This is a genomic window from Gammaproteobacteria bacterium (assembly GCA_040183005.1).
Lineage (GTDB): Bacteria > Pseudomonadota > Gammaproteobacteria.
In genome coordinates this window covers 688,118-707,556 of record JAMPIW010000007.1, presented here as the reverse complement: position 1 = coordinate 707,556, position 19,439 = coordinate 688,118, and the positions used below count along the sequence as shown (strand labels likewise).

At 55.3% G+C, this 19,439-nt stretch carries 13 protein-coding genes; 10 read left to right on the top strand and 3 right to left on the bottom strand.

Going from position 1 to position 19,439, the window contains the following annotated elements; all coding sequences use genetic code 11:
* Positions 1-14: 14 nt before the first annotated feature.
* Positions 15-854 carry a M15 family metallopeptidase gene (locus M3A44_09200; protein ID MEQ6341810.1) on the bottom strand — a complete coding sequence of 280 codons (840 nt, stop codon included), beginning with the start codon at positions 852-854 and terminating at the stop codon, positions 15-17.
* A 148-nt stretch (positions 855-1,002) separates the two neighbouring features.
* Between M3A44_09200 and M3A44_09195 the strand changes: the two genes are divergently transcribed.
* Positions 1,003-1,995, top strand: a complete 993-nt coding sequence (locus M3A44_09195) for a hypothetical protein (GenBank protein MEQ6341809.1) — start codon at positions 1,003-1,005, stop codon at positions 1,993-1,995.
* A 458-nt stretch (positions 1,996-2,453) separates the two neighbouring features.
* On the opposite strand, the gene M3A44_09190 is transcribed toward M3A44_09195, so the two are convergent.
* Positions 2,454-6,467 carry a translocation/assembly module TamB domain-containing protein gene (locus M3A44_09190; protein ID MEQ6341808.1) on the bottom strand — a complete coding sequence of 1,338 codons (4,014 nt, stop codon included), beginning with the start codon at positions 6,465-6,467 and terminating at the stop codon, positions 2,454-2,456.
* The gene (locus M3A44_09185) at positions 6,464-8,224 is read right to left on the bottom strand and encodes an autotransporter assembly complex protein TamA (GenBank protein MEQ6341807.1); all 1,761 of its coding nucleotides are present in this window, start codon (positions 8,222-8,224) and stop codon (positions 6,464-6,466) included. Before M3A44_09185 ends, M3A44_09190 begins: the two co-directional genes overlap by 4 nt.
* A gap of 205 nt (positions 8,225-8,429) precedes the next feature.
* On the opposite strand from M3A44_09185, the gene prmB reads away from it, so the two are divergent.
* The 9 genes from prmB (at position 8,430) to M3A44_09140 (ending at position 19,143) form a co-directional block, all read left to right on the top strand.
* Positions 8,430-9,377 (top strand): 50S ribosomal protein L3 N(5)-glutamine methyltransferase, encoded by a 948-nt coding sequence (prmB, locus tag M3A44_09180; protein MEQ6341806.1) that lies wholly within the window; start codon positions 8,430-8,432, stop codon positions 9,375-9,377.
* Positions 9,378-9,394: 17 nt separating this feature from the next.
* Positions 9,395-10,462 (top strand): c-type cytochrome, encoded by a 1,068-nt coding sequence (locus M3A44_09175; protein ID MEQ6341805.1) that lies wholly within the window; start codon positions 9,395-9,397, stop codon positions 10,460-10,462.
* 67 nt (positions 10,463-10,529) lie between these two features.
* Positions 10,530-11,087, top strand: a complete 558-nt coding sequence (locus M3A44_09170; protein MEQ6341804.1) for a hypoxanthine-guanine phosphoribosyltransferase — start codon at positions 10,530-10,532, stop codon at positions 11,085-11,087.
* 18 nt (positions 11,088-11,105) lie between these two features.
* Positions 11,106-11,852: an S-methyl-5'-thioinosine phosphorylase gene (locus tag M3A44_09165; protein ID MEQ6341803.1), complete on the top strand. Its 747-nt coding sequence runs from the start codon at positions 11,106-11,108 to the stop codon at positions 11,850-11,852.
* A gap of 285 nt (positions 11,853-12,137) precedes the next feature.
* A complete protein-coding gene (locus tag M3A44_09160) occupies positions 12,138-12,938 on the top strand; it encodes an NF038130 family PEP-CTERM protein (protein MEQ6341802.1) in 801 nt (266 codons plus the stop codon).
* Positions 12,939-13,423: 485 nt separating this feature from the next.
* On the top strand, positions 13,424-14,887 hold the full coding sequence (locus M3A44_09155) for an undecaprenyl/decaprenyl-phosphate alpha-N-acetylglucosaminyl 1-phosphate transferase (protein MEQ6341801.1): 1,464 nt from the start codon (positions 13,424-13,426) through the stop codon (positions 14,885-14,887).
* A gap of 154 nt (positions 14,888-15,041) precedes the next feature.
* Positions 15,042-15,491: a low molecular weight phosphotyrosine protein phosphatase gene (locus M3A44_09150; GenBank protein ID MEQ6341800.1), complete on the top strand. Its 450-nt coding sequence runs from the start codon at positions 15,042-15,044 to the stop codon at positions 15,489-15,491.
* Positions 15,492-15,494: 3 nt separating this feature from the next.
* Positions 15,495-16,847, top strand: a complete 1,353-nt coding sequence (locus tag M3A44_09145) for a polysaccharide export protein (protein MEQ6341799.1) — start codon at positions 15,495-15,497, stop codon at positions 16,845-16,847.
* 61 nt (positions 16,848-16,908) lie between these two features.
* Positions 16,909-19,143, top strand: coding sequence for a polysaccharide biosynthesis tyrosine autokinase (locus tag M3A44_09140; GenBank protein ID MEQ6341798.1), 2,235 nt, complete (start codon positions 16,909-16,911; stop codon positions 19,141-19,143).
* The last annotated feature ends 296 nt before the right edge of the window (positions 19,144-19,439 follow it).

Below are 19,439 nucleotides of genomic sequence, written 5' to 3'. Positions count from 1 at the left end.
GCTAAAGTAAAATTCTATTTTAAATGAACGCCAGGAGAGCGTAATTCCAAATGGCCAAAATCCATCATTTTCCAGCGCCCGCCCCAATGCATTCCGACCGACTCTGCGACCTCGCCATAAAGCTTGTAACCCTGCATTGCCCAAGGATCCTTCTCTGAGATCACCAGTTTCCCATCGCGCAAAAATGCACAATCGGCGGCCAAGCCGTATTGATGATAGCTTTGAAAAGCAGCGGCGTTGGTCACATTCTCACCCATGCTGGCCAGCATGTTTTGTCGCTCGGGGCTACGATAACCTTCAAGAATCGTCATATCATAGCCGTGTTTTTGCTTCATTATCTTGAAAATCAATAATAAGCGCTGCATAAAGTCATGATTAAGCAGTTGCCAATTTCGACTGGCGCCGACCAACATCGGACGCGCCTGCATGACTTCTTGTGTTGTGAAAACGGCCGGCGGCAATGGCATCGGCGGCACAAGCAGCTCACCCTTGAGCAGATCAGCAACCTGCACGTTGACATCGCGCGTCGAAACATCAAAACCGTCCAGCATGCTCCTGCCGCTGATCAGCCAGGCGAATAATGGAGGCAAGCAGATAATTGCCGCGCCCGCCAAAAATAGCAAGTAATGATGTTTTATTACCTGTCCAGCGCTTAATGCGAAAGCGTTGGCGGAGGATTTCAATAAATATAATCTTTTATTTTTACTTGACTTTAGTCGGCGATAATAGCCTTCGGTTCGTGACCAGGCTTTAGACGCGACTTTTGTTGCGGTTTCTCGACCAGCAGGAAAAAAAATAAGCCACGCGATAAAACAAGCCAGCAGAAAATACAGCGCTACGAATAAAAAAAGCACGGAGAGCCTTTTAAGTTGATGCTGCTATAAAAACAGCAACTTATTCGCCAATTGTTTATTTTCAAACAGCCCATTATAATAATTGAATATTTAGTGTGTTAGCAATCATAATTTGATGGCATTTTTTGTCGCGATGGGGTCTTGAATTTTGCAAAGATCTGAAGAAAGTCAGCAAGTCGTCAAAAAACCTAGTCTTTTATCCGGCTCTGACGATGCTGTAACTGCAAACAGCAGAATCTTGGCGGGACTTGAGCAGGACGACAAAGGTTTTTTTGCGCCAAAAAAACCGATTAGTCGTCGATCTGCCGTGACTAACCTCATTGTTGGATTATTAACCATCCTCGGTGTTGGCGCGGCAATTATCGTATACCAAAATAATGCAGCGTCACCAGTACAGCGCACGCCACTGCAGGCAGACAGCCCGCACACCGATTTGATTGCCAAAAAAACCGACTCAATACCTGTTATATCTGTTCCCGCACCCGAGGCTGAGCCAGAAGGCTTGGCGGCGCTCATTGTCAATGAGCCAGTTGCGATAGCAAAAAATCTTTCGGGCGCAGGCGTCCCCGGCATCGCAGCCAGATCAGCTAACCCGTCTCTTGCAGTTAATTCGCAAGAGACGGGGAGGGGGCCTGATATCAGCAGTAAACTGCCGCAAGCTGGGTTAAACAGCATCCAGAAAAATTCGGCTTCTTCACCCAAATCCATCACCGGCACCCACACACAAGCCCATGCGGCAGCTACTGTGCCCGCCGCTCGCCACCCTGATTCCAGCAACAAAAGCAGCCCCGCCATAAGCACTGAAAAGCAGGGTGCTGTCGCCACGAAGGGGCAAACGGCAGACCGCGACGTCGCTCTGCTGGAAGCATTGGTAGCTCACGCCACCGAACAACCTGTCCGCGCGCCGGAAAGTCCGAAAAAAAGCGCTAAAAACAATCAGCAGCCCGTATCGACAACCATTGCAAAAACAAGGGAGCACAACCGCGATTTCGTGGAACGTAAACCAAACGATTCGACGGAAAGTCTACTGCAGCGCTGCAAGCAGCTAGGTTTTTTTGAGGGGGAGTTCTGCCGGTGGCGCATGTGCTCTGGCCGCTGGGATTCGGATGCGGCCTGCAAAGTAGCGCAAGAAGGCCAATAATGCCAATTTGTATTAAAAACGAAAATTATTTTATTGCAGAGTGCATGGAGCGCACTCTGCAATATTTCACTTAAATAGCCACCCCACTAACAACCGGCGACTGCCCACCATGACTGACAAGGTAATGTCATCCATCGGTTCGTCTTCAATAGCTACCACGACTCAGCCGATAACCGTCGTCCTGCGGTAGATATCCAAATATCAGCAGGCGGCCTGAGCAACGGGACAGCCTCGCCGTACACCGATGAGAAAGCGATCAGGGGGTGTGACAGCATCACGAATACTGTCCGGTTGCATCCGGGCGCATTCTAAACCGATGCACATAACCCCATCTCGAACGAAAAAAACCCTGCCCGGCCAGATTGCCACGTCACTCTTCCAAGGCAAGAGCCTTGTGCGGGAATTCCGCTCGCAGTGATCTGTGCGAGAGCAAGAGGTGAGCCCGTGACCAACTTCTTTTACTTTCTCTCAAGATTGTAGAGTAGATCGGCGCCGCTTTGCAGGCCGCTGCCTTCTGCCTCAAGTGTCCAGCGGCGGCTGAGTTGATAGCGCAGGCGTAGGGTTTGGAGTCTATCAACTACACCTACGCCATAGCTTATATAAAGCCTGGGCGTTAGATATTTGCCAAGGACGAGAGCGGCGTTTGCTGTTGCTGACGCGGTGCCTGGAGCGGTTCCTGTCACGGCGCTTGGGAGCGCGCCTGGAAGTATGGTTGCGCCGGTGATGGGGGCGACTCTTGTCTCCATGCGTACCTCTTCGATGCCGAAGGCCTTGCCGATCTTCTGGGCAAGCACTTCACCGCCAGCCAATCCTAGTCCCAGTGCTGCGTTTGATAGCTGTTGACCCTCAGCAGCGGAGGCTTGACTCATGGGACGGCCCAATAATAGATAGGATAGGGCGTCGGCTTCTGGCATGGCCGGTTCGGAAAATGCGGATAAAACCGGGCTTTGCAATGTGCCGCGCACGTTGAGCCCGACTATGATAGGGGTGGATACGCCAATCTGGGGAATCTGGCGTATGGCACGTGCATCCAGCCCAGGATTGTTGATGGGGCCGCCGGCAAACAGTAGACGTCCTCCCTTTTTTACGGCGAATTTTTGATTAAAGGCGCTGTATTCTCCACCGTCTTCGATACGTATCTCACCCAAGGCGGTAGTGAGCTGTCCCGGCATGTCTATCAGGGCGATATCACCGGTGAAGCGTCCGCTGAGGCCGAATCCCTTGAACTTCACCTGGTCGCCGAGCTTGAGGCCGATCAGGCTGCTGATTTCCCAGCGGCTGGCGCGGATTTCCGCTTCGCCCGCCTTTTCGACGATGACATCTTCCGAGGGCCGAACAGCGGCGCTTAGGTCGCGCGGCTCGATGCTGGCTTCCGGGATGAGCAGGTTGCCATTGACATCAATTTTGTGCTGCGAGATCTTGACGGTGAGATCGGGGGTGACATTTGCCCTGATCTCCGGCGTTCTGGCTGCTTCAAAACGCTCACCTTTGACTGTCAAATTTGCTCCCCACTTTCGTTGCGCATCGGCTTGTGCCTGTCCGGCCAGATACACTATTCCATCACCGGAGCGGGCTTGCCCTTTGAGCGTGAGGCTGCTTTCGTCATTGCCGGTGATGAGCATCTGGATGTCGCGCAAGCGCAGACCGAAGCGTGGCACCAAGGCAGTACCTTGTTCGAGTTTTGCTTCTCCTGTGAAGCGTGGCTTATCCATCGTGCCGGCCAAGGCAAGCGCGATGCTGACCTTGCCTTGGGTATTTTCTACGCCTGGCAGCAGATCGGGCAGCAAATCAAGCTGGTGGATTTCCGCGTTCACTTGTCCAGTGAGCTGGGATACGGAGGATGCGGTATTCTTGAGTGCCGCAGGCAAGCCTGAGCGGGGCAGGGCGAGCGTGCCCTCTGCGGTGCCCCTGTCGAGCAGCCTTAATCTGGCCCGTGTGTTCAATGTGTCCGGCCCCAGGCTAGCTTCCACACTGCCGTCGGTATAGGCAATGACGAGCTCTTGATCCGGGCCGAGCGGGTAAACGATGCTTCCAGGGGTGGGGATGAATTTTCCCTCGCCAGTCAGCAGGGCCGCTCCTGCGCATCCTGTGCCTGCGGCACTCGCACATCCATGTGCATCGCCGGCGGGACTGTAATGTCCTGAAAGGGAGGCATCGAAGGCGCCGGACAGAGCGGCATTTGGCGGGAGCAGAGGCTTGAACCAGATCATGGGCAGGTTTTTGCCCTGTGCATTGCCTTGCCAGCCACTATTGATTTGCTGGTTGGCATCGAAGCATACTTGGGACGCAGTCTGTTTCCAGCACCATGGGCCAAGCTGTGCGTTGTCTTTGGCAACTGCAAGTGGGCCGGGGGCGGCCAGGCTCCAACGTCCAAAGGCTTGAGACGTGGCATCGGCACGGGTGAGCATACCCTTCCAGGCGATGCTCTGTTCGCCCATTTTTTCAACGTGCCCTCCGGGAGTGAGACCACCCTGGGCGTGCAGCACCAGCGATTCTCGCGGCATGTTTAGTGTTGCATTTAATTCGTGTCGCGTAGCCAGGCCACTGCCATCGATGGTGACAGAGTCGATAGCTTGAGTGCCGATGCGCAACCCAGTGGCGCGCAGATTAAGCTGCGAAGGCAGTTGATCCTGCATGTCTACATCCGTGCTTAGATGCAGGTCGGTGGCGCGATATTCATTAAATGCCAAATCTTTACCATTGAGAACGGCAATGATGCGCGGCGTCTGCAGTGGCCCGGATAGGCTGCCGCTGGCATGCGCCGTACCGCTGCTTGTTATGCCTTGTGCGGCGAGAGCTCTTCCAAGATCCTGAACATCCAGCTTCCACCGAAGATCCCATTTCTCGTCCAGCCGGCCTGAAGCCGCGAGGTTTGCTGAGCCGGAAGAGACATTAAGATGTGGCAATTCATAGCCATCCTTGCTTACGATCAAGAACGCTGAACCGTCCAGCGGGATGTCACGTAGTTGTCCATTGAGCTGGCGGAGGTCAAGTGTAGTAACGTGTTGTCCGTCCGCCTGTATGCCGCTGATCCCCGCCTCTAATGAAAGTTGTCCCGGCCATTGTGGCCACTGCTGCCCGGGATTCAGATCGTTGCCGGTGATGTCAAGGTTCCATGCAAGCTGTGGTTGCCAAGCAAGCGCTCCACGCCCTGTGACCTTGCCGTCAAGGATATCTCCGTGTATGTCAGCCAGGTTGAGACTGGTGCGGCTGCCCTCTCCAGCCGCGATCCAACGCCCTGTTGGGATATTCTTGCCTGCCAGCGCCGCGTCAAATTCCAGCATATATTTGTCAAGACCGCCGGAAAGTTTGAAACTCCCCCGTTCACTACTGATAACCGCTTCTCCAAGGAGCGGCCAGGCGAGCGAGCGCCATGTTCCTGTCAGGCGAAGCCGTGGGTCTTTGATCAGTTCGCCGGTGACGATGCCTTGGGCGGTGATGCGGGCGGTGTGGTCCGGCAGGGCTAGCGTTAGTTCGCGGATCTGTATTTTTTTATCTTCATAGCGTGCCTGAAGATGTGTATTTACAGCGTATTGCTTTTGTTTGATCTGCAGCGCGCTTTGCACGTTCGCATGGCTGAGGTCGCCGTCGGCACGGAGCTTTCCGGTAACATCCAGTTGCGGCCAGCGTGCGTTGATGTTGCGCGTGCTTAATCCATCCAACTCAAGGCTGGCCTGCCACCGCGTTTCCGCGAGCAGGCCTGTGACTTTACCGTGCAGCGCTGCTTTGAAGGGGGCGACGATATCCGTTGTGGCGCCGATTTCATCGAGGAGCTCTCCTTTGAAGGTGGTTTCTCCCGAGAAGGTGCTGTATCCCTTCGGTGTAGTCGTCCACAGGATACGTGCATTCAGAGGGTAATCACCCTGCGGTTTTACTGTGCCGCGCAGGGTGGCATGAAGGAGGGGAGATCGCATGTCGAGATTGTCGATATGCAGGCGCTGGAAGCGGAATCTGCCGGCCAGGGTAATGTTCTCGATGGGGTAGGAGAACCCCCTGTCCGGCAGATTGACTATGATTTTGTTGATGATGGCCTTGTCTAGCTTTATGCCAAGTGGCAGCCGGATATCGGGCAGTTTTTTCAGCGGCTCAGGGCTTTTTAGTTGGGTATAATTTAATCCTGTGATATTCAATCTGGTGATATGCAGTTGTTCATAGAGCAAGGCAACAGGCCGTATCTCCAACTTGATGTCATCAATGGCTACGGTGGTACGGGCATCTTTGGTTTTGTAGCGCAACCCATGCGCGGTGACGGAATCAATCAGCCGTCCCTGGAGGCGTTCCACCCGTAATTCGCCAGGCATGGTGCGCGCAGCCAAATCAAACATCCATTTTAACCCGGTTTCGGTGGTGGCCACGAAAGCCGCCGTGCCGGCAAGGGTAATGAGTATCAGCGCCAGCAATAAAATCCACGGCAATTTGCGCCGCTTGGGCTCAGAAGCAGAATCCACGCCAGAATTTTCAGTATCGCTCATAGATCGGGGCCGATCACAAGATGAAATTTCATGGGGTTGTTTGGTTCGCTCACTGCCCAGGCCAGATCAAAGCGTATCAGGCCGATGGGGGTTTTCCAGCGCACACCCACGCCCGCGCCTTGTTTGAGTTTTTCCGTCCAGTTATCCAGGGCGTTTCCGATATCGAAAAAGACAGCGCTGCTCCATTTGTCTGTCCACGAATATTCATATTCGGTACTGCCGACCAGCAATTGTTCGCCACCGATGACCCGATTGCTGGCCGCATCCCGTGGTCCCAGGGTGTTGTAGCCATAACCGCGTACGCTTTGGTCGCCGCCGCTGAAGAAGCGCAACGATGCGGGCAGCTTGGCAAACTCGCCGACGCGGCTGAGACCCGCATCACCGCGCAAGATGACACGGCCATTTTCTCCGAGAGGGCGAATCAGCTTGCCTTGCAGCCGCATTTGCAATAACTGGATATCCGAACCCAATAACGGATGAGTTCCTCTGATGTCGATTGACAGGCGCGTGCCGTGCCGCGTGTAAATACGGTTGTCGGCATCGACGCGTGACCAACTGATACCCGGCAACAACAGCTTGCTATGGCCGCTATCGCTACCCACAGTAAATGTTTCGGCCTGATAATTAATGTATATCGTTTCAAGCCAGCCGCTGCCCCTGAGCAGCGTGTGGCTGGCTCCGAGCACAGCGATCTGACTCCGGCTGGTTTGAGGATTGTTCTCCAGCCAGCCAGCAGTGAGCTCAATGCGGTCGGTGCGTGGGTTGCGGGTGGGGATGCGATAGCGGGCGATGAAACTGTTTTTAATTTCAGAGAGCCTAAGCTCGGTTCTAAGGCGATGCCCCTGGTCGTTGATATGGCGGTTTTCCCAAGCTAGACTTCCGCGCACCCCTGTATCCGTACCATAACCAAGACCGGCGGTATAACGGTGTTTGTTGCGAGGTTCCAGCATGATTTCCACAGGGATTTCACGATTCTCGATAAGATCGCGGCGCGCCTTGGCGTCCACGCTGTTGAAGTAGTCGCTGTCACTGAGTATGTTTTGCAGGGTAAACAGGCGGCTTGTGGAAAACGGTTCGCCCTGTTCAAAGGGGACAAAGCGCGCGAGGAATTCCGGGTCTAAATGGGTTTTTTCATGGCCGGCTGGCTGAATAAAGCTCACCTTGCCGAAGCGGTAACGCGGTCCAGTGTCAAAATGAAGGGTCACATTAGCCGAGTGTTGATCAGGTTGGACATATACCTCATGCCTTGATAGTTGTGCATTCAGATAGCCGCGCTCGGCGGCGAGCGCCTGGAGGGCGCGCTTGCCCGCCTCATATTTAGCATGTTCGAGGACGTCGCCCTTGTGGAGAGGGAAGTCTGCGATGAGCCTCTGGAATTCTTCGTCCTTCGTACCCTCGCCCAGCAATTGAATGTCAATGTTCTCCACATGTGCCGGCGCTCCTGGGACGATGTGATAGGTTGCCAGCCAGCCGCCAGTCTGCTGCGCAAGCTCGGAACGGACCTGCGAGTCATAATAGCCGAAGGGCTCCAGCGCCTGTTTGATTTCGGCAGTGGCATTACGATGCAGGCGGCGTATGCGTGCCTCGAAAAGTTCGGGATCGTTCTTCTGCTGTTCGATGCCCAGGAATTTGCGTACATTCTCAAGAACGGCGCCCTCCACGCCGTCGATTTTAACCACTACGGTTTCTGCCGCACGGACTACGCTTGCATAGCTGATGAGAGTCATCAGCAGCATGATCAATATGTGTTTTAGCATTATAGTTATAATGGCATCCGTTCTTGGCGTGACTCTTTAGGTATACCCCAATAGTATACCGTGGGTGCCAAGGGCGGCGTTAAAAGGATGCTGGAAAAGGCCGCCCACCGCCTTTTCAGAACGCCCTTATCCCGCGCAGGTTGTTTTTCAACAGCCTGCGAATCAGGTATCATGCGCACTCACTGAACGACGGGTGTTATCTTTAATGGATTCGGATCACGACGCAATCGAACAACTTCATACCCTGCGGGATTTTGTGCGCTGGGGGACAAGCATTTTCAATGAGGCCGGCGTATTTTTTGGGCATGGCACGGACAATGCCGTAGACGAAGCCCTTTTCCTGGTGTTGCACGCCCTGCATCTGCCGCACGGTTTGCCCGCCGAGCTGATGCAATCCAACCTCACTATGGCGGAGAGGCGTGCCATTGTCGGTCTGCTGCGGCGGCGCATCAACGAGCGTCTTCCTGCGCCGTATCTTACCCATGAGGCCTGGTTTGCCGGTCTGGGTTTTTATGTCGACGAGCGCGTGCTTATACCCCGTTCGCCTACTTCAGAGTTGATTGAATCGCGATTTTCTCCCTGGCTGGAGCATGGGCATGTGGAACGTATTCTCGACCTGTGTACCGGCAGCGGCTGCATCGCCATCGCCTGCGCGCACGCCTTTCCGGAGGCTGAGGTGGATGCCGTGGACGTATCCCTGGATGCCTTGGAAGTTGCCAATATCAATATTGAGCGTCACGGCATGGAAGAGCGTGTCCACGCCGTCGAATCCGACCTATTCAGCGCCCTGGCCGGCCGGAAATATGAGGTAATTATCAGCAATCCCCCTTATGCCGCTGTTCATGAAATGGCCGCCTTGCCGGAGGAGTACCATCATGAGCCGGAGCTGGCCCTGGTGGCAGGCGAGGAGGGGTTGGATATCGTGGTGCGCCTGCTGCGCGATGCGATTGATTACCTGGCGCCTGGTGGCATCCTGATTGTCGAAGTTGGCAATGCTGAAACAGCCCTGGCGCAGCACTACCCAGATGTGCCATTCATGTGGCTGGAGTTTGAGCGCGGCGGGCATGGGGTGTTTCTGCTGACATACGACAAACTGCGGCAATATCATGATGTGTTTGCCGCCGCCTGCAAGCTATTAGAATTGCGTCCATAAAACCTAGAGGAGTATCCATGAAAGTAGTACGTCGTGCGCTGTCGGCGATGGCTGGTGGCGGATTGATGATGTTGGTTGGCATGTCCGCACAGGCCGGCACTTTTAATGCCTTGCAGCCCTTGCCAAAACAACCACCCATCCCGCAGGATAACCCCATGACCCCCGCCAAGGTGGCGTTGGGCAAGCAGCTGTATTTCGATACGCGTTTGTCGGTTACTGGCACACACTCCTGCAACTCCTGTCACAATGTGATGGCGGGCGGTGATGATGGGCGCGCGGTTTCCGTAGGTGTGAACGGCAAGGTTGGTACGCGTTCGGCACCTACAGTCTGGAATGCGGCGTTCAGCACTGTGCTGTACCGGGATGGCCGCGCGCGCAGCCTGGAAGAGCAGGTCAAAAGCCACTTGTTGAGCCCCACCGAAATGGGGATGCCGGATGAGCAGGCGGTCGTGGCGCGCATCGCCGCTATCCCCGGTTATCGCAGCCAGTTTTCCAAGGTATTTGGCGGTAAGGAACCGGTCAGCTATGACAACATCGCCAAGGCGATTTCCACTTACGAACGCACTTTGGTAACCCCAAACAGCGCCTATGATCATTACCTGCGCGGCGATAAAAAGGCTCTTTCCGCAGACGCCAAACGTGGCCTTGAAGAATTTCAGAAAGTGCAGTGTGTCTCCTGCCATTTTTGGGTGAATCTTGCAGGTCCGGTACCGGGATTGGCGTTCCAGATGGGTGAAGGCTTTTATGAACTGTTTCCCAATTATCCAGGCACGGAATATGAAAAGCGCTATCAACTCGCGGATGATATAGGCCGCTACAATATTACCGGTATCGAAACAGACCGGCGCATGTGGCGCGTGCCAGGCCTGCGTAATGTCGCGGTGACTGCCCCCTATTTTCACAACGGTGCGGTCAAAACGCTGGAAGAGGCGGTGCGCGTGATGGGCAAGACGCAATTGAACAAGGATCTTACTGATCAGCAAGTGAAAGACATCGCTGCCTTTCTCAACAGCTTGACCGGCGAATTCCCGAAGCAGGCGTTGCCGAGGCTGCCTGCAACGCCGAATAGCAGCGTAATCGAATAGGAACGGATTGCGCGCTCATTTGATTGATATAATGCGCCGTCACAACAACAGGGGTTTAATTTTAATAATGTCGAATACTCTACAAGAAGCGCAGGCGATCTACGCCAAGGCTGATCTGCTTTGGTCACGCGAGGACGTGGACGCCGCGCTTGATCGCATGGCTGCGGATATCACCGCAAAATTAGAGGACAGCAATCCACTGGCATTGTGCGTAATGATAGGCGGGTTGATCCCGGCTGGCGGGTTGCTGCCGCGCCTGGATTTCCCTTTGCAGATCGATTACATCCATGCCTCGCGCTATCGTGGCGCCACCCAGGGCGGCGTACTGCACTGGGTCGTCAAACCTTCCTGCTCGTTGGAAGATCGCGTCGTACTTTTAATTGACGACATTCTCGACGAGGGTGTAACGCTGGCCGCCATCATCGACTTCTGCAAAGCCGCCGGTGCGCGCGAGGTTTATTCCGCCGTGCTGGTAGAAAAATTGCATGATCGCAAGAATGGCCTGCAGGCCACTTTTAAAGGGCTTGATGTGGAAGACCGCTATGTATTTGGGTATGGCATGGATTACAAGGGCTATTTTCGTAATGCCCCAGGTATTTACGCTGTATCTGGTGATAACTCTTAAACTGGTAAACGTATACCCATGACTGAATTGGCGATCATCGGCGGCACGGGATTAACATCCCTCAAATCCCTGGAAATCATCCGGCGTGAGGTTGTCCACACGCCCTACGGCGAGGCCTCAGGCCCATTAACCCACGGCGTATTGTTTGGCAAGGAAGTGATGTTTCTCGCCCGGCATGGCTACGGCCATACCATCCCGCCTCACAAAATCAACTACCGCGCCAATATGTGGGCGTTGCAGCATGCCGGCGTCAAAAAAGTGATCGCCATTGCGGCGGTCGGCGGCATCCGTAACGATATGCTGCCGGGCTGTCTGGCGGTTCCCGACCAGATCATTGATTACACCTGGTCGCGCAAAAACACCTTCTTTGAAGACGGACTCACCCAGGTTACCCATATCGACTTCACCTATCCCTATAGCGAAGAGTTGCGCAACATTCTGATACAGGGGTGCAAGTCCGGGAAAATCGATATTTGTGCGGACGGTGTCTATGGCGTAACCCAAGGCCCACGTCTTGAGACTATTGCCGAGATCAACCGCATGGAGCGCGACGGTTGCGCAATGGTAGGCATGACGGGCATGCCCGAGGCTGCTCTAGCACGCGAGCTTGATCTGCACTACGCGACCTGCGCTGTCGTCGTCAACTGGGCGGCCGGGCGGGGAGGCGAGGGGGATATCATTAAAATGGAAGAAATCGAAGCCACTGTGAAAACCGGCATGGATAAAGTACGCACAATGCTGGAGCATGTGCTGCCGCTGATTTAGGAAACATCCATTCCTCAAGAAGGCCTTCGCTTGAGCAGCACATAAACCGCGCCGGTGCCGCCATCAACGGCGCGCGCCCACGGTAAATTTGCTCTCGACATAACCATTTGATTGGACGCGCTTCGTTAAAAACCTCTATCGTTGTTTTTTCTGGCAAATTTCTGAGAACAAATTTATCCTGGGTGCGCGCCAACAGTGTTGCATAAGAGCGCAATATTGTGCTATTAATGGTGTGGTTTAAAAAGCTTCATAACGGAGCGTAATTTACCAATAGGGAGGGTGATCATGAATATATTTCGTAGTACGACCAAGCTGGCTCTTATCGCTTTGGCGATGTCCGCATCCGTGGGCGCTTGGGCTGTGCCATTAACCAACCCCATAGTGACCGGTACACACATCGTCTGGGGGGTTGTTGCACCTAACACTCTAGCGCCTGTTTCCTCCACTCCTGCAAGCATCGCCACTGCTCTGACCGGCAATGCCGCCGACCCCACCGGCAACGTCGAGCTGAGCAAGTTCGGTGGTCCAGTCACGACCCTGAGCGGCGACATCGCTGGCAACCCCATCGTCCTGAGCAGCCTAGTGCTGAGTGACTGGACAGTCGGCGGCAATGCCCTGGCGACGCAATATATCCAGGATGCAGCCATGGCGGCCTTTGGTGCCCCTCTGAATGCGGTGCAGTTTGCTACTGCGCTCACCAATTTCTACAACCTGAATGTAGGCGGCCACAAGCCTTGGCAGTTGGTCAGCGACCCCAACATCTCCTACGTCTACGGCGATAGTAGCAGCGTGTACATCGGACTTGCCGGTCTGCTGGATGCTAGCCCATTTCTTACGGCTATCAGCGGCATCCCGTTACCTTCCGGTAAGCAGGCTAGCGAGGTGGTGAAGGTTACATACAATGGCATTACCGACTATAGGTATGGCTTTTCCGCCACTCCCTCTGGTTATCACACTACTGCATTCCCCTTGGATCAGTCCTACACCGGCAACTACCAGGTGCCGCTGCCGGGCATTCTGTGGCTGTTTGGGGCTGGTCTCGCTGGTCTGCTTGCCAGTCGTCGCCGGCCACTACTGGTGACTTAGTACACCTGTCCACAATTAACATGAACAGTTTACGGCAACTGAGTAGTTCCGTTCGCCGTGTTGTTGGCCTTTATTGTCCACAAACTGTTCAAGTTATTTATGGACGGATCCTTAGCTGCATGCGGGCGCCGTAACGATCCGGAGCGTTGGCGAGCGATACCTAGCCGCACCCTTACCATAAGTAATCATAAATAAATGTGGAATGGCGTAATTTCACTCACCGTGCGTCTGAGTCCATCTTTCAAGTCTATGCTCGGCGAAAATTTTGTCCAAGTAATTAATTTACGCTTCCAAAGGGTGTGGCTGGCGTTGGGCCGAAATAATGGTCTAAAAAATCTTGATTGCCCCCCTACCAATACTCAGTAGCTTATTCCAGGGTTGTTCACAAGGGTAGATCCCGGAATAACGGCTCCACCGTTTGGCGGGGTTTTGGTGTTAATCAAAAAAACATGGAGGTTTTTGTGTCTTTTGTCGTGTTTTTTTGTATGTGTCTGCTGGTTTCTGGCCTTACGATTCGAATAAGCATCGCGCTGGCGGGCCGTTTCGGTATCATGGATCATCCAGGCGGGCACAAACAGCACGGCACCAGCACGCCATTTGTAGGTGGGGCGGGCATCATCATGACCGTGTTGATTGTCTCGCTCTATCTGGTGGCGCTCTATTTGCGCTTTCCTTCCACCTCCCTCGGTCAAATGCGGACCATCGCCCTGGGAGCGGTGGTGATCTTTTTGACCGGTTTGGCCGATGACATCTGGAATCTTAATTTCAAGGTGCGGTTTTTCGCACAAGCTGTAGCCGCCCTGTTCATGGTCTTTCTGGGCGGAGTCGTACTCAGTGACTTGGGCGAGCTCCTGCCCGGTCTGTACCTAAATCTGGGTCTGCTGTCCGTCCCATTCACGGTCTTCGCCACCATCGGCGTTATCAACGCCCTCAACATGATCGATGGAATCGACGGCCTGTCCGGCGCAGTGTCCCTGGTCAGCCTGGCGCTCGCTGCCTTGGTCGCCTATTTGGGCGACCAAGGCAGCCATCTCACTTTGATCATTGCCCTTATGGGTGGCGTGGCGGGCTTTCTTTATTATAACCTGCGCTATCCCACCAATAGCCGGGCGCGTGTCTTCTTGGGCAATAACGGCAGCATGCTGCTAGGCTTTATGTTCGCCTGGATTTTCATTGATCTGTCCCAGGGGCCAGACAGGGCCATGCCCCCCGTCACCGCCTTGTGGCTATTCGCCCTGCCGCTCATGGATACCATGGGGGTGATGCTGCGCCGCGTCTGGTTGGGTAAGTCCCCCTTCCATGCCGACCGGGACCATTTGCACCATCTTTTCTTACGTGCCGGCTTCAGAGTGTCCGACACTGTGCACATCATCGCCATCATCCAGCTCGCATTTGGAATGATTGGCATAGCAGGTCTGCTGCTGGGCGTGCCGGATTACCTGATGTTCGCTCTCTACCTGTTTTCTTTCGCCACCTATGGCTACGTCATCGCCCGCCCCTGGCGGCTCGTGCCCGCCCTGTGCAGATTGAACGCCCGCCTGGGGCTACCCTCGGCGCAGGCCCAAGGTATCTTCATTGGCTATGTCCAGCGAACGGAGGCGCAAACCTTCCTGAATACCCTGACCAAGGAACTGGGTAATAGCCACGACTATCATCTGAGCCTGCACGAAATAGATCATGAGACCCGTGGTGGGCGTAGCGTGTATGCTGTTCTGGAAATGCGCCTTAGCGATGATGATATTTCTTTGGGTGAAGTCAAACGTCTGATAGGCGCACTCAAAAAGCGCTTGGTAGGACAGCCTGGAGTCCAGGTACGCCAGCTCATGCACCGCCGTACATCGCCTGACGGCGACAGCCCGAATATTGATCGCCGCTATCAGCAAGCCAAGACACTGATCTACCCAACAGAAAAAAAATCCGAGGTTAACCCTAGTGGCGAACCAGCGTAAATTTTCCGATTACGGCGTTGGCTACGTCATCCGACCGCCATGGATGGGGAGAGCGAAGCGAGGGGGGTTGCCGAAAGCGCAGGAGCAGTTTTTCGGCCACATCGTTCGGCCGACACGGGTGAATGAGTCTGCCGCTATGTGTAGGTGAACTGACGTGTTTAATAAAATTCTCATCATCTGCACCGGGAACATTTGCCGCAGCCCCATGGCTGAGTATCTGCTGCGACAGCACCTTAGCCAGATGGGGCGTGGCGTGGAAATCCGTTCGGCAGGCATCGCTGCCTTGGTTAACCATCCTGCGGAAGAAACTACCTCGGCCTTGATGCAGGCCAAAGGGTTGGATCTCACCCCCCACCGGGCCAGGCAACTGACGCCCGAGCTGTCGTGCTGGGCCGAACTCATCCTGGTCATGGAGAAGCATCACCGGGATGCGGTGGTGGAGATGGACCCCACCGCCCGTGGCAAGACCTTCCTGCTGGGGCACTGGACCGGTCAGGAAATCCCCGATCCCTACCGTCGTGGAGGCGAGGCCCACTCCAATGCCATGCGGCTTATCGAGGCCAGCCTTGATCCCTGGGTCAGGAAGCTGGAGACACAGGACTAAGTTGTGATTCATGAGCGCGCACGGTTAAGACCGATTCACGAAAGGATTTTATTCATAGTAAAATCCCTTGCGCTTTTGCCCAAAGTAACAAGCATTCTAATGTATCTTAAAAACGGCGATTGTAACCTCAATATGACAGTATTCATTCAACTGCCTGCAACCATCCTGAAATGGCCGGAGAGAATTGCCAGCATTTTCCGTTTCATCCTAATGTCCATGCTGATGGGCGGATTGGCCGCTTGTAGCGTCATTCCCGGTACCAATACCTACGGTATGCGCGAGCAGTCTGCAGTCAAACTGCCGGTGAAACAGGACATCGAGACGGTTCCAGCCAACGTCAAGGTCAAGCCCATCACCGCCGAATTGATCATCGAACAGGAGAAGGCGATCAGGGCCGCCAGCGCCAGCCAGACGCAGACTGAAATCGAACAGGCCGAGAACAAAAATACGGACAAGGTTGCCCGAGATATTGTGGCCGACTACAAAATTGGCCCTGGAGACATCCTCAGTATCACCGTCTGGGATCACCCCGAACTCACCATCCCCGCCGGCTCCTTCCGCACCCCCGAAGCGTCCGGCAACTTGGTGGCCGAAAACGGCACCATCTTCTATCCCTATGCCGGCGTCTTCCAAGTGGCCGGCAAGACCGCGCGCGAGGTGAGCGTCATCCTGGTTCAGTTGCTCGCCAAGACCATCGAGAAGCCGCAGGTCGATGTGCGCATCATCTCCTACCGCAGCAAGCGGGTTTACGTGGTGGGCGAGATCAATAAGCCCGGCCAGCAATCGATCGACGACATTCCCATGACCATATTGGAAGCAGTCAATCGTGCCGGCGGATTCACCAAGGATGCGGATCATAGCCAAATGCTCCTCACTCGCGCCGGCATTACCTGGCGAGTGGACCTGCAGGCATTGTACGAGCAAGGCGTCGTCAGCCAGAACGTCCTGCTGGCGCCCAACGACATCGTCAATGTCCCAGACCGTCAGTTCAACAAGGTCTTCGTTTTGGGCGAGGTGCAAAAGCCTGGCTCCTACTTCATGAATAAAAAGCGCATCTCCCTGGCCGAGGCCCTGGCTGAAGCCGGTTACATCAACCAGTTCAGTGCCAACCCGCACTGGATCTTCGTCATGCGCGGCCAGACCGACAGCCCCGAACTTTACCACCTGGACTCCAAGTCCCCCGACGCCCTGCTGCTGGCCGACCGCTTCCCCCTGCGTCCGCGCGACATCGTTTATGTGGATGCCGCGGAAGTGGCCCGCTGGAACCGTGTGATCAGCAACGTCCTGCCCACCGCCACCTTGCTGAACACCACCGGCCTTATCAGATTCCCGCTCTTCGGGGGCAGTCAGCCGTGATGAGTTTTCGAACCACCCCTCCACAATTCAACTCATAATCAGGATAGGTTACTCACCGCTCATGCCCACAGATCTGCCCCACATGGTCCAGACCCCGACAAGTCCACAAGCCCCGCAGCTGCCCATGGATGAAGGCGATGACGTAATCAGCCTGGGCGAGATGATCGCCACGGCCCTGGAATACAAATGGTTGATGCTGGCCGTCACCGGTCTGGCGGTGATCCTGGGTGCGGGCTGGTTATTTATTTCCACACCCATCTACCAGGCAGACGCCCTGCTGCAGATAGAGGGGCAGAAAGGTGTCTCTGCTCTGAAGGAACTGCAACCCCTCATGGAGGAAGATTCCACCAGCGTCAGTTCCCAACTGGAAATCATCAAGTCCCGCATGATCCTGGGCCGGGTAGTGGATAATCTCAAGCTGGACATCGTCGCCACACCCGCCCACATGCCCGTCATGGGCGCCGCCATGGCGCGGTGGCATGATGGGCCTGTCTTGGCCGAGCCACTGTTTGGCGAACCAAAATACGCCTGGGGCGGTGAACTCATCAAGGTGGAGAGTCTGGAGGTGCCCCGCCCCCTGCTGGGCATGCGCCTTACCCTGGTGGCGGGTGACAACGGCCGCTATCAGCTCCTCGATGACCACAATGCCCCCCTGTTGCAAGGCGCGGTGGGCGAACCCGCCGTAGGCAAGGACATGTCCTTGTACATCTCCCAGCTCAAAGCCCGGCCGGGCACCCACTTCATCCTCACCAGAGTCTCGCAAGAGGATGCTATTAACCGGCTACGTGCCAATTTCGCTGTGAACGAACGCGTCAAGCTATCCGGTATCATCGAGGCCACCCTCAAAGGCGCCGATGCCACCCAGACCGCCGTGATATTGAACGACATCATCAACGCCTATGTCCGCCAAAACGTGGAATATCGCTCCGCCGAGGCGGCAAACACCCTCAAATTCCTGGAGACCCAACTGCCCATTCTAAAAAAACAGTCGGATGCGGCCGAGGCGGCCTATAACAACTATCGCCAGAGCCGGGGTTCCGTGGACCTGGATATCGAGACCCAGGGCGTGCTGGCCTCGCTGGTGGATCTGGACAAAGAGACGGTGAAGCTGCAGCAAGAGCGGGACCTGCTGCGCCAGAACTTCACCCCCGACCACCCCCGCATCCAGGCCACGGATTCCATGCTGGAGCGGCTCAAGTCCAAGCGGAGCCTGCTCAACGCCACCGTGTCCCGGCTACCCGATACCCAACAGGCTGTCGTGCGTCTGAAACGGGACGTGGAAGTCTCTAACCGCCTCTACACCGAACTGCTCAATACCGCCCAGCAGCTACGTGTTTCCAAGGCCGGCACAGTAGGCGACGCTCGCATCATCGATCAGGCCGTGGTTAGCAGCCATCCGGTGGAACCCAAGGGGCCGCTCATCATGGGTATCTCCCTGTTGCTGGGTTTGCTGGCCAGTATTGTCATCATCTGGCTGTTGCGCTCCTTGCGCGTAGTGGTGGAAGACCCGGAAAAAATCGAACAACAACTGAGCCTGCCGGTTTACGCGTCTGTCCCGCACAGCAAAACGGAAATCGCCCTGTCGCGCACGTTAAAACCCGGCAAGGGCAAGGGTGAAATGCTGGCAGTGGACTACCCGGACGACGACGCAATAGAAAGCCTGCGCAGCCTGCGTGCCACTATCCACTTCGCCCTGCTGGACGCGGCCAAGGGCTCGATACTCATCACCGGCTCCAGACAAGGTGTTGGCAAAAGTTTCATCTCCAAGAATCTGGGTGCGGTGATGGCACAGTCCGGCAAGAAGGTAGCCATCATCGACGCCGACCTGCGCAAGGGCCATCTCCATCGCGAGTTCGGCATGAAGCGCGAGTCCGGCGTATCGGAATTCGTCAGCGGCAGTGTTAGTCTCAATGACATCCTTAAGCCCACCCAGGTGCCAGGCCTCACGTTAATCACCACCGGTCAGATGCCGCCCAACCCCTCCGAGTTGCTCATGCACCCGCGCTTCGAGGAACTGCTGCAGCGCATAAGCGAGCTGCACGACATCGTCATCGTCGATGCCCCGCCCATACTGGCGGTATCCGATGCCGCCATCATAGGCAGGCTGACCGGCGCAACCCTGCTGGTGGCACGCGCCGGCATGCACCCCATTCGTGAGCTGGAACAGGCAGTCAAACGCCTCAATCAGGCCGGTGTGCAGGTCAAGGGCTTCGTGTTCAACGACCTGGACACCACGCGTCAGCGCTACCGTTATGGGTACAAGGGTTATGTCTACCGCTACACGTACAAGTCATGACGCGAGGCACACACCACACAAGCTGTGTGGACAGGACACCGCCCACCCTTTCAGAACAATGCGCAAGCATTACGAGCGATAGCGGTTCGAGAGGAATCTTGAATGCGCGCAGAAGCCAGACAAAAGTCATAAGCAGGGCGCTGGCGGTGAGTGTTATCAGGCAAAGAGTGAGGAGACTGCGCGACTACCCAGAAATTGAAATTGAAATTAACCCAGATTGCCCATTAGCCCCAAAACCGTTCGCACTGAGCCTGTCGAAGGGCCGTTCATGGTTCGACCAGCTCACCACGAACGAC